The following is a 13,488-nucleotide window of genomic DNA, read 5'->3' on the forward strand; positions in this document are numbered from 1 at the left end:
GGCCTGAACAGGCTCACTCGGCTGTCGCGACCGCCGTTTCCACGCTCTTCGGCCGGCGCATCACGGCAAGCCGCTTCGTGCAGGCCTGAACAAGCATCGCCAGCGCCGCCGACTCCGCGAAAGCAAGCGCTGTCGGCTGGCGCGTCAGCGAGAACGCCAGCAGCAGGCAGAACGCGGCGAACGAGAAACGGCCGAGCACCATTCCGCGCAGCAGCGAGATCACGAAGTCCGGTCCATGCGCGCGATGCGACGACACCGACAACACGATCCCCAGCAACGGAAACACCGCGAGCAGCCCGCTCCACGAGGCGCTGGCCCAGCCGGACAAGGCGGTCACCGCCAGCGTCAGCAAGGCGCCGGCGGCCATCCGTCCGATCAGGTCGCCCCGTCCGAGCGGGACGCCTGCCGCGACCGCCGCACTGCGCGGCAGGAACGACTGCCCGAAGCAAACCGCGCCCAGCGCCACCGCCGCGGCCCATGCCGGCGACGCGGGCAGCATCGACAAACCCCACGCCGAAACGAACCATGCACCCAGCCCGGCGCTCAGCGCGACCGGCCAGGCGCGCGAACGGCAAGTCCACGCATAAGCGAAGTTGAAGGCTTCCGACGCGAAGATCGCGGAAAGAGAAAGGATCGCGGCGTGCGCGCCGAACGCGGGTCCATGCGCGAGCACGAGCAGCCAGAGAATCGGGCCGGCCACGACCGGCAAGCCGGCGAGCCATCCCGCAACGGACGGCCCCCACCATCTTCCCGACATCGACACGATCAACAGGAACAGCGGAACCAGCGTGAGCTTGAGCGCGAGCATCGCAAGGCCGTGCGGAGGTAAAGCCGGATCATACCTTCGCGCCTGAGCGGTGCGTGCCGCTTATCGCGGCATCGCCTGGTCGAGCACCGACGCCAGGATCATCGCGCCCGCATTGGACGGCACCGGCCGCGAGTTGGGCGCATAGACCTGATCGCCCGGCAGGATGGCGCCGCCGCTCATCGCACACACGCCGGCCGTGCGGGCCCGCATGGCACGCCACACCTGATCGCCGTAGCTGCAGCGCGTGGCGTCGCGCCATTCGATCGTGGCGGTGGTCGTCGACTGCCGCTCGATCAGCTTCACGGCCACGCGCCGTTCGCCCGTTTGCGTACCGTTGCGCCGGAACGGCGGCGCCTCGATACGCAGGCCGTTCAGTTGAAAGATCGTGCGTGCCCATGGATCGAGGGCGATGGCTGTTGCGGTCATGATCGACTCCTGTTGACGGTTCGTTCACGCGGCGTCGAGCGCGGAGGTCTGCCAGGACTTCGGCGTCGCGCCGGTGAGGCGCTTGAAGACCGTCGTGAAATGCGCCTGCGAACGGAATCCGCAGCCCAGCGCGACGTCGAGCACGCTGTGCCGCGACGTGCGCAGGAGCGCCTGCGCGCGCTCGATGCGCTTCTGCAACAGGAACTCGTGCGGCCGCATGCCCGTCGCGCGCCGGAACTGCGCGGCGAAATGCATGCGCGTGAGTCCCGTGCTCGACGCGATATCGGCGAGACTGAGGTTCTCGCCCAGATGCGCATCGACGAATTCGGCCACGCGATTGATGCGCCATTGCGGCAACGCCGACGGCACGCGTCCGCGCGCAACCGGCGCCGCGAAATGGCGCGCCACGAGTCGCGACACGATGGCAAGACTCACGCTCTCGACGAACATCCGCCCGGGCGGCGCGTCCCCGGTCTTGCAGACGCCGAGTGCCTGACTCAGGCGCTCGAGCGCCGGATCGCGGATCAGCCGTGGATCGCCGAGCACGATGTCGCCCGGATGCGCGCGCTGGAACAGGTCTTCGTAGCACTCCGCCAGCACCGCGTGCGGCACGAACAGATGCAGCACGTCCAGCGCCGATTCGAACACCGCGCCCACCCGGACGCCCGGCGCCGTGACCTGCACGATGCCCGCCGGCACACGGCCATGCAGCAGCGTGCGGCCGGCGTGATGGAAGGCGAGCTGCGCGCACCTGAGATTCAGGCCGATGCAATGCAGGTCGCCGCTGCCGTCGTGATTCACTTCGAGAGGCGCCTCGCCGTGATGCAGCCAGCGCGACATGGCCATATGGACCACCGGCCGTTCAGGCATGCGCCAGCGCGCTTCGATATCGATGGGAGAAACGCGCGGCATCGTGGCGGGCGAAAGCAGAGTCAGGGTCATGGCGGTTCGGTCCTTACCAGGAGTCTTGCGATCCGCCGGAGCACCGGCAGCGCGATGACTCAAAGTTAGAGAACCAGAAAGCGCGCGGCTAGCCGTACGTTGGGTTGACCATCCCGTCCAATGGTTGAGTCAACCTATATCAAGGTTTGATCCGCGTGCCTCGTTTCATGCGCCTGGCATGCAATCGGGCGATTCGGAACAGGCGCAGGCCGCGCGCGGCCGATTACACCTTCGTATGAACGTCCCGAACCTCGGTGCGACTCCGCTCATCCGCGCGACCCATCCATCCCTTCCTTGAGGAGCGCCAAGCCCCACAGCGCTCATGCAAACGTATCCGCGACTGAACCATGGTCAGTGCGCGCACGCGCTTTCGTAGAGGTGTTCGCGGGCGGAACGCGCTCCTACAGTGTGGTCACGGTCGCGATACGAAGCCACAAGACGCGGCGGATCACAGACCGGTACACGGCTTCAATCATTCGGAACCCGGATCAATCACTCAAGGAGATGGTCATGAACAAGTTTCTCGTCTGCATCGCGCTCGCGGCTCCTGCATTTGCGTTCGCACAATCGAATGGCCCCGTGACGCGTGCCGAAGTGCGCGCGGACCTGGTGGCAGTCGAACAAGCCGGTTATCAGCCGGCAGTCGCCAGCGACGCGAATTACCCGGCGGACATTCAGGCCGCCGAGGCCAAAGTCGCGGCACAGTCCTACGGCGGCGTGCAGACCGGCCACAGCGCGTCCGGCGCTTCCACGCACATGGCGATGAAGAATGCGTGCGTCGGCCCCACCGACTACTGCCAGCCCTACTTCGGCAGCTGAAACGCGCTGAATCTCGTTCGATCAAGGAGACTTCGATGAACCGCATCTTGCAAGCCGCTTCAATGCTGGCGCTGTCCGCCGGTATATTCGCATCGGCCTCGAACGACGCGATGGCGCACGCCCCGGTCCGCAACATCGTGCTCGTGCATGGCGCATGGGTCGATGGCTCGGGATGGAAGCCGGTGTACGACATCCTCACGCGCGACGGCTATCGCGTCACGCTGGTGCAGGAACCGCTGACCTCGCTGCAAGCCGATGTCGCCGCGACCCGTCGCGTGCTGGACCTTCAGGACGGACCGGCCATCCTGGTGGGTCACAGCTACGGCGGGTCGGTGATCACCGAAGCGGGCGTCGATCCGCACGTGGCCGCGCTGGTCTATGTCGCGGCCCATGCGCCGGACGTGGGCGAGGACGAAGGCGCACTCGGCAAGCAACGGCCGAGCGCTCTCGCGAAGCAGTCCAACGCAGTGGAAAAGACCGCCGACGGCTATACGTACCTGAACCCCGCCGTCTTCCCGCAAGACTTCGCCGCCGACCTGCCGCTTGCCCAAGCACGCTTCGAGTCGCACTCACAGATGCTCACGGCCGCGCAGGTCTTCACGACCCCGCTGACCGACGCCGCGTGGAAGACGAAGCCGAGCTGGGGCATCGTCGCGGGCAACGACAGGATCATCAATCCGGATCTCGAACGCTGGTACTACGCGCGCGCTCACAGTCATCTGACGGTGATTCCGGGCGCCAGTCATTCCGTGTACGAATCGAAACCGAAACAGGTCGCCGCGGTCATCGAAGACGCCGCGCAACACGCGCTCCGCTGAAAGACACGAAAAGGGCGTTTCATCTGCGCATTCGTCGCGCTTGCCGCCTGCACCGTCGATGCCTTATATAGAGAGTGGCCGCGCCTGCCGTACGCGCGGCCGCCCCGTACAGGACATGAAAGATCAGACGGAGGAACGCGATGGTTCGTCTCGTGATGATTCTGCTCGGCGTCGACTATCTGCGCTCTCGCTGGCGTTCGCTGCTGACGCTCGGCTTCCTGAGCATCCTGCTGGGCGGCGTCATCTTCACCGACGCGCTCGACGGCTCGCTCTACTTCCCGATCATCCCGTTCGCGCTGCTGATGCTGCTCGAAGGACTTGCCACGCTGGCTGTTGCGTGGACCGGCATGGGCGGACAGCGCACGCTGCGCTACGTCAAGGGCGCGACCTTCTGTCTCTCGGCGCTGCTCGTGCTGATCGGCGGCGAACACGGCAACTTCGCGCTCTCGCTCATCTTCGGCACGCTGTTCCTCGTCGATGGCGCGCTGCAAATCGTCTCGGCGCGCGTCGTGCGATATCGCCGCTGGCGGCTGGCGGCCGGCATCGGCGCCGTGGAGATCGCCATCGCGATCTTCTTCTATCAGCCCTACCCGGATCACTATGCGGGCACGGTGGCCTATTGCGTCGCGTTCGGGCTGTTCTTCGCGGGCTGGAACATGATCCTGCTCGCGTCGCGGGTGCGCGGCATGGCGGCGAATCCGGCCGCCGAAGGCGCCGTGCAGCGCGCGACGCAGGACACCACCCGCCCGCCCTCGTTCGCCAACGCCGTCTACGACGGCCCGCCCGCGCCCGACGAAGCGGCCTTGACCGTGCATGTGTGGACACCCGTCGGCACGGCGAAGACGCAGGCGAAAAGGCAATTGATCGTGGACCGCTACATTGCGGCCATCGACCGGAACGGCACCATCTCCACCGGCCACGCTGCGCTGGAAACGCCCGAGGGCGTGTATATCAGCCTGTATCCGGCGGTGGAGATCGACCGCTCGCCGAACGAATTCTCGCGCACGCTGCGGGCCACGCGCGAGAACGATGTCCCCGGACTGTTCCAGCCCGACTACGCGACCGAATCGACGGCCTGGTGTCCTTCGACCCAGCAGGTCCGCATCCGCAATTACGATCCGCAACGGCTGGCGCGTTTCTGGGACGAGTATCGGCGCGACGCGACCTACAACCTCGCCTACCGCAACTGTTCGAGCACGGTGGCGCGGGCGCTGGAGGCGGCGATAGAAGGGGCATCGGCCCGCGTGTGGGGTACGGGCGGCGGATGGCGGCCGCTGGTGCGGATCATGACGACGCCCGAGCTATGGGTGGCCGCGCAGGTGCGCAAGCGCGCCGCCACGATGGCCTGGACGCCCGGTCTCACGCTCGACTACGCGCGGGCGCTCAGCATGCTGGCGGATCCGCGTCCGTCGGGCTGGGTGAAGATGGCGCGCATCGCGCTGGCGACGATGTACCGCTCGCGGCAGCGCTGGCGCGCCGAGGAACATGCGGCGGCGCGCCACGGGTCGTGACGCGCCGTGATGCTCATTGCTCGACGGGTTTCTCTTCGGACTTGCGCGAACGTCTCGCGCGTGACGGCGCGCGTGACGACGATTTGCGCGAAGACTTCTTGGCGGGCGCGGCTTCCTCGACGGGTGCTTCAGCCGTTGGCGCGCCAGCCTCAGGCGCCTGGGTAGCGACCGGTGCTTGCGGTGCTTGCGGTGCCTGCGGCACGTCAGCCGCCGCCTGCCGGGCGCTCTTGCGCGCGCGACGCGGCGCGGCCGCCTTCTTTTTCTTCGCCTTGCCGGCGCTTTCGGCCGTTTCAGCCGTTCCGGCCGTTTCAGCTTCGCTGACCGGAAGCGCTTCGTCCGCTTCCGCCGACACGTGCGGCGCCACCGCCGGTTCCACCTGCGTCACTGCCGGAACCTCTGCCGGACGGACATCGGCGGAAACCGCCACTGCCGAGCGGAACACGAACGCGCCGGACTTGTCGTCGCGTCCGACTTCCAGCAGCCCGCGCGATTGCGCTTCATCCAGCAGATTGCCGAAGGCCTTGAAGCCATACTGGGTTTCGCTGAAGCCCGGCTTGCGGCGCTTGATCGCGCTCTTCAGCACCGATGCCCAGATCTTGCCGCTCTCGCCACGTTCGGAGGCGAGCGCCTCGAAGGTCTCGACCGTAATGGCGATCGCCTGCGACTTGCGCGCTTCCGTCTCCTGCTTCGGCTCCGATGCGCGCTTCGGCTCGCGGGTCTCGCGCGACTCGCGCCGGGCGGCCGCGCGTTGCTGCTCGCGGACGAGGTCGTCGTAAAAAATGAACTCGTCGCAGTTCGCGACCAGCAGGTCGGACGTCGAATTCTTCACGCCGACGCCAATCACCTTCTTCGCGTTCTCGCGCAGCTTCGAGACGAGCGGCGAGAAGTCGGAGTCGCCGCTGACGATGACGAAAGTATCGACGTGCGACTTCGTATAGCAGAGATCGAGCGCATCGACGACCAGGCGGATATCCGCCGAATTCTTGCCCGACTGCCGCACGTGCGGAATCTCGATCAGCTCGAAACTGGCTTCATGCATCGACGCCTTGAAGCTCTTGTAGCGATCCCAGTCGCAATACGCCTTCTTGACGACGATGCTTCCCTTCAGCAACAAGCGTTCGAGCACGGGACGGATGTCGAACTTGTCGTAATTCGCATCGCGTACGCCCAGCGCGACGTTCTCGAAATCGCAGAACACCGCCATGCTGACGCTTTCCTGAGGTCCAGCCATATGGTTCTCCGGCCTGTGCGGCACATTTTGCAATGCGCACATGATAGCTTGCCGGCGCGGTTCCAGAGGCGGGCGCGTCAGATCCAGAGGTCGTTGGGCACGGTGCGGTCGCTCTGTGCATCGCCGGTGTTCACCACGCCGCGCGGTTCGATCAGCATGATCTTCACCTCGCTCGCGGCAAACGGCTTGTGCTCCACGCCCTTCGGCACGACGCCGATCTCGCCCGCACGCAGCGTCATCGCACCGTCACGAAAGTCGATGCGCAGCTCGCCTTCGAGCACGATGAAGGTCTCGTCGGTATCCGCGTGACGATGCCAGACGAACTCGCCTTCGAGCCGCGCGACCTTGAACTGGTAGTCGTTCATTTCGGCGATGACGCGTTGTTGCCAGAAGCCGTCGATGCGGCGCGCCTTGTCGAGCGGATCGATGGCGATGCCTTGTCCGCGTGAGGAGGGAATGTCCTGCATGGTGCGACTCCGTGTTGTCATAGATGGAACGGAGCCTACTGTGCGCGCATGCGGCGCCGGGGTCTTGAACGATCGTGCAGCCGTGAGATGCCCGTCAACGCTGCGCTGCGATCGCCCGCCAGCGCGCGGGCGGCATGCCATAGGCGCGCGTGAACTGGCGCGTCATGTGGCTCTGGTCCGCGAAACCCGCCTGCGCGGCGACGTCGGCGAGCGGCGCCCCGGCGAGCATCAGGCGGCGCGCGAGATCGAGCCGGCGCAGTGTCAGATAGCGATACGGACTCGTGCCGTAGAACTTCCGAAAGTCGCGCGACAACGCGAAGCGGTCGCGCCCGGTCACGCGTTCGAGTTCATCGAGTGTCATGATGCGGTCGCAATGCGCGTGCAGGAAGTCATGAGCGCGCACGGCGCTTGCGTAGTCACCGGTGTCGTCGGCGAGTCGCGCGCCGGAAGCCTGCGCGAGCGCCAGCGCGAGTTCGGTCAGCGCGTCGTGCCGTTCGAGTGGTTCGAGCGGCGGCAGCGGGCCTTCCGTACGCCGCAGCAGCGCTTCAGTAGCGCGGGACACGCGCGGATCGGTGGTCAGTCCGCCCTCGATGAACGGCAGCGCGCGGCCGCCGAGCACGGCCTGGATCAACGCCGGATCGACATACAGCATGCGATAGCGAAAACCTTCGCCGGTGCCAGCCTGGCCGTCATGCGCTTCATCGGGATGCAGGACCATGGTCTGTCCCGCGATGCTGTTGCGCAGGCCGCGCCGGTAGTTGAAGCTCTGCACGCCCGCGAGCGTGCGGCCGATCGCGTAGGTATCGTGCCGGTGCATGCCGTACGCCTTGCCGCCGAACCAGGCTTCGATGCGCTCGATGCCCTCGCCCGGCACGGCCCGCCGCACCCAGTCGAGCGTGTTGTCCTGCCTGCGTCCGTCCATGTTCACTCTCAATCCAACGCTTGCGCTGATTCGCTGTCCAACTTCCGTGTCGAATACTAGCCGATGCGCACCGAATCCGTGCTTCGGCGCTTCCGCCTCAAGCATCGCTCCAGCACGCCGACAAGCAGACTGGACGCGGCATCAAGCAAAGGAACACGCAATGAAACGCTTGACACTCCTTCTGGCCTGCATCGTGGCGAACTCCGCCCTGTCCGCACCGCTCGCCTATACGACCTCATGGCTCGGCAACACCTGGGGCTATGGCGACGGCAAATGGATGCAGCAGGACATCCAGGCGCTGCACGTCGCCGCCGACGGCACCGTCTACACGAACTCGCCGTGGGACGAAAGCGGCGCCGAGATCGCCGCGTATCGCAATGGCGACCGCCTTGCCGTCGCCGGCGGGACGCACGGATGGGGCGCAGCGGGCGGCGACGCCGTGACGTCCAACGGCGCGTATCTTTACGCGGCGATGTCGATCGGCAATCAGAACGGCGGCCTCACCGGCGCGGACTATCCGCCGAATGGCTATACCTGGTTCGGCATCACGCGCCGGTCGACCGGCAACATCGCGCAGGGCGCGCCGTTCGCGGGCGGCGTGGGCAACAGCGCGAATGCGTCGAAGAACAGCTTTCTGATCGTCGATACGGTACCCACCGGCACCGATGCCGGCATTCGCGGACTGGCCGCGAACGACACCGAGCTGTTCGTCGCCGATCAGTATGCGAACCGCATCATCGTGTTCGATGCCGTGACGATGCGCCGCAAGCGTACGTTCGACGTGCCGTCACCGGGACGCATGGCGCTCGACAACGACGGCTCGCTCTGGGTCATCACCGGCGCGCTGACCGGGCAGCCGGCCATCGCGCACTATGCGGCGTCCGGCGCCCTGCTCGGCGGCGCGCCCGTGCTGCCGCCCGGCGCGGTGCCGGCGGACATCGCCGTCGCGCCATCAGGCGATCTGTATATCGCCGACATCGGCCCCGGCCAGCAGATTCTTCCGTACCGCAGGACCGCATCGGCGTTTCAGGCGCTGACGCCGGTCGGCACGCTGAACGGCGTGAGTCATGCGACGCCCGGAACCATCGAGGCGGGCCGCTTCAACTTCATTACGGGCCTCGGCTTCGACGCGGCAGGCAACCTGTACGCGGGCCAAAACGGCGAAGGCCCGCGCGGGCTGAATTCGGCGTCGGTGGGTTCGGGTGCGGTCCTACAAGCCTTCAGGGGAACCTCGCGCGCGTTGTTGTGGGAACTGGACGGCCTGGTCTTCGTCGACGGCGCTGACTTCGATCCCGGCGCGCCCGACACGATCTACACCGGCTCGAAGATCTTCAAGATGGACTGGACCCAGCCGCCCGGCAAGCAGTGGAACTACACGGCCTATACGGTGGACCGCTTCGCGTATCCCGACGATCCCGAACTGCATATCGGCCGTAATGTGCGCGGCGAGCCGATGGTCCGGCGTCTCAACGGCAACCGCCCGTATCTCTACACGCTCGATCCTTATTCGCACGAGTTGTACGTGCATCGCTTCGACGCGGCGCACGGCAAAATCGCGATTCCATCGGGCATGTTCGCCGAGAGCTTCATCTCCGGTGGCTATCCGGCGAACCAGCCGGCCTATGGCGAATGGCTGTGGCGCGACCTGAACGGCGATGGCCGGATGGACGATGGCGAATACACCGGCAATGCGTCGACGGGCAGCACGGTGGGCAACAGCTTCATCTGGGTCGATGCAGCGGGCGCGGTCTGGTTCGGCACGCCGACGAGCGGCATCCGGCAAATGCCGGTGCAGAGCTTCGATGCGTTCGGCAATCCGGTCTATTCGTACGTCACGGCGAAGACCTACGCGATGCCCGCGCCGTTCACGCGCATCGGACGCGTGCTGTATGTCGCGGCCACCGACACGATGTATGTCTCGGGCTTCACGCAGAACATCCCTTACGATGCTTCGCGCTGGAAGGAAGCCGGCCCGGTGCTCGCGCGCTACGACAACTGGAGCGGCGGCGCGCCGGTCATGACCTGGTCGATCGCGCTGCCATGGAATACCGCGAGCACGCCGCCCGTGACGACGGTCGGTCTTGCGACGGCGGGTGACTATGTGTTCGTCGCGGAGCTTTATACACAGAAGGTCGATGTGTACGACGCGCGCACCGGAGCGGCGGTCGGCGTGATGACGCCGGGCGCGAATGTCGGCGGCACGAGCGGCTATGTGGATGTGGAACTGGGCATCAGCGCGACGCGCCGGGCCAATGGCGAATATGTTGTGCTGGTGGAAGACGACGCGCGCGCGAAGATTCTTGTGTACCGGTGGACGCCTTGAGGATCAACGCTATGCCGCACCATAACGCGCAGCGAGCGTAGCGAGGTCGCGGCGGACCCAGTCGGCATCGGCGGCGAATTGCTCGTCGGACATGCCGGGCTGCTGGAAGAGCGTCAACAGCACTTCTGCGCCCGCGCCATTCGGAATCACGCGCAAGGGCATGGTGATCTCGTGACCGTCGGGCAGCGTCACGCGATGATCCATCACGCCGAACGCATTGTGCGCGGTGAAGCGGATCAGCACGTCGCCTTCGGGACCGCGTGCGCGCCAGTGATCGCCTTCGGCTTCCAGCGTCGATTGCGCGAGCCCCGAAGCCCAGGTCGGAAAGACTTCGGGACGCCAGATCGCCTCGTAGAGTTCGCGCCAGTCGCGCGCGATGGACACACTGAGCGTCGTGGCGTGCATCGTCGCGCTCATGGCCGTGTCAGCCTTCGATCTTCGACATGACCGCCGTCGCCGGATCGTAGCGATAACCCTTCTGCGCAAGCTGTTGCGACATCTTGTCTCCAATCAGCTTCTGCTGCGCCTCGCGGAACACGAGTTCGTGATCGGGCTTCAGGCGCTCCAGTTCCACCGCAAGGCGTCGCATGAGCGCGACTTCGCCGGTGCTGCGGGCATCGATGAAGAGGATTTTCTCGTTGGCCACGTCGAGACGCTGACGCAAGTCCTTGGCGTACGTGACCCACTGCTCCGCGTTGCCGCGCAGTTCGTCGTAGGACTTCGAATGCGCCTTGGCCTGCGCGGCGACCTGACGTTGCAGCGACGCCAGTTCCGACTCCTCGCCCTGCTCTTTTTCGACGAGACGCCGCGCGAGTTCGGTGGCGTTCTTCTCGGCGGTTTCGGCGCGCTCGCGCAGGGCCGTGACCTCGTTCGACACGCGCGCGAGTTCGGCGCTTTCCGTCGCCCGCTCCTCGGTGATGCGGTTGAATTGCGTGCGCGCTTCTTCGAGTTCGCCTTGCAGGCGGTTCACCTGCTCGCGCTGCGCAGAGGCTTCCTCGCCACGCGCGGACGCCGCTTCGCGTTCCGCCGTCAACGCGGCGCGCGCTTCGTTCAGCTCGGCTTCGAGGGCGGTGATGCGCTGGAGCGTATCGCTGGCGCGTGCTTCGGCGGCTTGCAGCTGGGCGCTGGCTTCGTCGGAACGGACTTGCGACGACTGGCTGAGCGTCGCGTGGTCCTGACGGGCCGCGTCGCGTTCCTGCGCGATGCGCGTCAGTTCTTCGTCCTTGCCGGAGATGAGCGCTTGCAGCTCCGCATGATTCTGGCCGATGCGCGCGATTTCCTCGTCCTTGCCCGACACCAGCGCTTGCAGGTTCGCATGCTCCTGACCGATACGTGCGATCTCGTCATCCTTGCCCGACATCAGCGCCTGCAGGTTCGCATGCTCCTGACCGATGCGTGCGATCTCGTCATCCTTGCCAGACACCAGTGCCTGCAGGTTCGCACGCTCCTGACCGATGCGCGCGATCTCGTCATCCTTGCCCGCGAGCATCCCGCTGAGTGTCTCGTTCGTGCGGCGCTGTTCTTCGAGCGATTCCTTCACCGCCTGCAATTGCGACTGCTCCATCGCTGCGCGCGCCTCGATCGCCTGCAAGCGCGCGCTCGTCTGCGAGAACTCGTCCTTCAGCCGCACCGCCGCTTCCTCCGCGGCACGCAGGCGGCTGCTGGCTTCTTCGGCTTCCCGTCGATAGTTCGCGGCTTCGTCGCCGGATTTCTGAATTTCGGCCAGCGCCTCGTCGCGGTCCGAGAGCGCTGTCGCGAGCCGCTGACTCACCACGCTCAGATGCTGCCCGGACAGGCGTTCGGTTTCGTCGCGCGAGACCGTCCACAACCGCCGCGCCACGTTGACGAGCGTTTCGGCGAGGTCGTCGGGCAGGCCGCTCGGGGCCTGCTGCGGCGGCACCTCGGGCTGACGCGCCTCGCGCCAGCGTTGCAGGCCGGCCGCGATCGCGACGATCGACGCGCCGGGCAGCTCTGCCCGGACGGTCAGCGGGGAAACCTTGCGGCCTTCTTCGGTGAGCCGAGTGGCGATGGACGCGATCTGCTCGTCGGTAATGGTGTCTACGTCGTTGGGCATATGCGCCTCGGAAATCAGTGGCGTCGCACGCAAACCGTCTGCGATGCGTTGTTACATTTGGCGAATTCGCCGCCGGAGGACATGGATGATACCGATTTTCCGTGAAGCGCTTGCGGTGCGGACCCGGTTCGGCGGTGCGCGACGCGGCTTTTTGCCGGTCCCGGCATGCATCAAGCCCGGACGGCATAGGCCGTCCGGGCTTGATGAAAAACCGTCTGGGTAGCGCTGAAACGCTTACGGCCTGGCGTACACCGAACCGAGGCCGATGACCGTCGTATCGCCCGAAGCGGCATTGGAGCGCGCGCCCGACACCACGCCGGCATCCGCCACCGCGCCGTATGCCGAACTGCCTTTCGCGGCGTTCAGCCGTGCTTCGGCCGCCTGGATGTTCTGCGGATATTGCGTCTGGTCGCTTGCCGGATCGTAGCCGGCCTGTTGCAGTTCGACGAGTTGCGCCCGGACTTCGGCGCGCGTCAGCGGCTGGTTCGACTGTGCGAACGACAGAGCGGGAAGCGCGACAGCGGCGGCGACGATCAGCGACGAGATGAGTTTCATGACTTACCTCCAATGGATGTGTTGGGAAGAGCCTGTTGTGATCCGCTGTGTGTTGCAGATCGTTCGGGCCTGGAGGTATTTGAACTGCGGGACGTATCTGCCGTGTTTCGCTGAAGGCCGATAATGAATCGACGTGTATCGTCGCGTCGGGCGGATACAGTGAGATACAAAAGGACGGCGGCAATTCAGCCGTTCACTGCGTCGCCACCCACCAAGTCGTGCCGGCGGCGTCGCGAAAGCCGCCGCGGAAATCATCGTCGTCACGCTTGCGGCCGGGCGCCTGCACGCTCTCCGCGCCCTGCCGCAGCGCGCGCTCGTAGACCGCCTGCGCATCGCGCACGTACACGTGCACATGCGTTCCCGCCGACCCCTGCCCGGCCGCCCCGCCGCCGATCATCACGATGCTGTCGTCGATGCGCACTTCCGCGTGCATCAGCGAGCCATCGGGCCGGTCGAAGCGGCGCACGAGCGACGCTTCGAACACCTGTTCGAGGAAGTCGATGACTTTCTCCGCCTGCTCGCACACCAGATACGGGCTTACCGACGGATACGACGCGGGTTTCCATTCGCTCATGACCGCTCCTTTGCGTGC

At 66.0% G+C, this 13,488-nt stretch carries 14 protein-coding genes; 4 read left to right on the forward strand and 10 right to left on the reverse strand.

Translation table 11 applies throughout. The annotated features are described in order from the left end of the window. Positions 1–13: 13 nt before the first annotated feature. The 3 genes from QCE83_RS24305 to QCE83_RS24315 are packed head-to-tail and all read right to left on the reverse strand — an operon-like array spanning position 14 to position 2,176. The gene (locus QCE83_RS24305) at positions 14–808 is read right to left on the reverse strand and encodes a hypothetical protein (RefSeq protein WP_309817337.1); all 795 of its coding nucleotides are present in this window, start codon (positions 806–808) and stop codon (positions 14–16) included. 60 nt (positions 809–868) lie between these two features. Continuing rightward, on the reverse strand, positions 869–1,234 hold the full coding sequence (locus tag QCE83_RS24310; RefSeq protein WP_309817339.1) for a DUF3331 domain-containing protein: 366 nt from the start codon (positions 1,232–1,234) through the stop codon (positions 869–871). Between the two features lie 24 nt (positions 1,235–1,258). Next, positions 1,259–2,176, reverse strand: a complete 918-nt coding sequence (locus tag QCE83_RS24315) for an AraC family transcriptional regulator (protein ID WP_309817342.1) — start codon at positions 2,174–2,176, stop codon at positions 1,259–1,261. A gap of 510 nt (positions 2,177–2,686) precedes the next feature. Here QCE83_RS24315 and QCE83_RS24320 point away from each other — a divergent pair. The 3 genes from QCE83_RS24320 to QCE83_RS24330 all read left to right on the forward strand — a co-directional run bounded on the left by QCE83_RS24320 (position 2,687) and on the right by QCE83_RS24330 (position 5,324). Next, positions 2,687–2,995 (forward strand): DUF4148 domain-containing protein, encoded by a 309-nt coding sequence (locus QCE83_RS24320; protein WP_309817344.1) that lies wholly within the window; start codon positions 2,687–2,689, stop codon positions 2,993–2,995. A gap of 35 nt (positions 2,996–3,030) precedes the next feature. Continuing rightward, positions 3,031–3,813, forward strand: coding sequence for an alpha/beta hydrolase (locus QCE83_RS24325; RefSeq protein WP_309817348.1), 783 nt, complete (start codon positions 3,031–3,033; stop codon positions 3,811–3,813). Between the two features lie 140 nt (positions 3,814–3,953). Further along, entirely contained in the window at positions 3,954–5,324 is a 1,371-nt protein-coding gene (locus tag QCE83_RS24330) for a DUF308 domain-containing protein (RefSeq protein WP_309817350.1), read from the forward strand. Between the two features lie 13 nt (positions 5,325–5,337). Here QCE83_RS24330 and QCE83_RS24335 read toward each other — a convergent pair whose 3' ends face one another. The 3 genes from QCE83_RS24335 to QCE83_RS24345 all read right to left on the reverse strand — a co-directional run bounded on the left by QCE83_RS24335 (position 5,338) and on the right by QCE83_RS24345 (position 7,944). Continuing rightward, positions 5,338–6,555 (reverse strand): NYN domain-containing protein, encoded by a 1,218-nt coding sequence (locus tag QCE83_RS24335; RefSeq protein WP_309817353.1) that lies wholly within the window; start codon positions 6,553–6,555, stop codon positions 5,338–5,340. Between the two features lie 77 nt (positions 6,556–6,632). After that, a complete protein-coding gene (locus QCE83_RS24340) occupies positions 6,633–7,022 on the reverse strand; it encodes a cupin domain-containing protein (protein WP_309817356.1) in 390 nt (129 codons plus the stop codon). Positions 7,023–7,116: 94 nt separating this feature from the next. Beyond that, the gene (locus QCE83_RS24345) at positions 7,117–7,944 is read right to left on the reverse strand and encodes an AraC family transcriptional regulator (RefSeq protein ID WP_309817359.1); all 828 of its coding nucleotides are present in this window, start codon (positions 7,942–7,944) and stop codon (positions 7,117–7,119) included. Positions 7,945–8,104: 160 nt separating this feature from the next. Here QCE83_RS24345 and QCE83_RS24350 point away from each other — a divergent pair, with 160 nt between their 5' ends. Next, positions 8,105–10,267 (forward strand): hypothetical protein, encoded by a 2,163-nt coding sequence (locus QCE83_RS24350; protein WP_309817361.1) that lies wholly within the window; start codon positions 8,105–8,107, stop codon positions 10,265–10,267. Positions 10,268–10,276: 9 nt separating this feature from the next. On the opposite strand, the gene QCE83_RS24355 is transcribed toward QCE83_RS24350, so the two are convergent. The 4 genes from QCE83_RS24355 to QCE83_RS24370 form a co-directional block, all read right to left on the reverse strand. Then, positions 10,277–10,684 (reverse strand): polyketide cyclase, encoded by a 408-nt coding sequence (locus QCE83_RS24355; RefSeq protein ID WP_309817364.1) that lies wholly within the window; start codon positions 10,682–10,684, stop codon positions 10,277–10,279. A 7-nt stretch (positions 10,685–10,691) separates the two neighbouring features. After that, on the reverse strand, positions 10,692–12,341 hold the full coding sequence (locus tag QCE83_RS24360) for a DNA-binding protein (protein ID WP_309817367.1): 1,650 nt from the start codon (positions 12,339–12,341) through the stop codon (positions 10,692–10,694). A gap of 234 nt (positions 12,342–12,575) precedes the next feature. Beyond that, positions 12,576–12,896, reverse strand: coding sequence for a DUF4148 domain-containing protein (locus tag QCE83_RS24365; protein WP_309817369.1), 321 nt, complete (start codon positions 12,894–12,896; stop codon positions 12,576–12,578). Between the two features lie 193 nt (positions 12,897–13,089). Then, positions 13,090–13,470 carry a VOC family protein gene (locus tag QCE83_RS24370; protein ID WP_309817372.1) on the reverse strand — a complete coding sequence of 127 codons (381 nt, stop codon included), beginning with the start codon at positions 13,468–13,470 and terminating at the stop codon, positions 13,090–13,092. Positions 13,471–13,488: the final 18 nt, after the last annotated feature.

It is taken from the genome of Caballeronia sp. LZ034LL, assembly GCF_031451215.1.
In the GTDB taxonomy this organism is placed as follows: Bacteria; Pseudomonadota; Gammaproteobacteria; order Burkholderiales; family Burkholderiaceae; genus Caballeronia.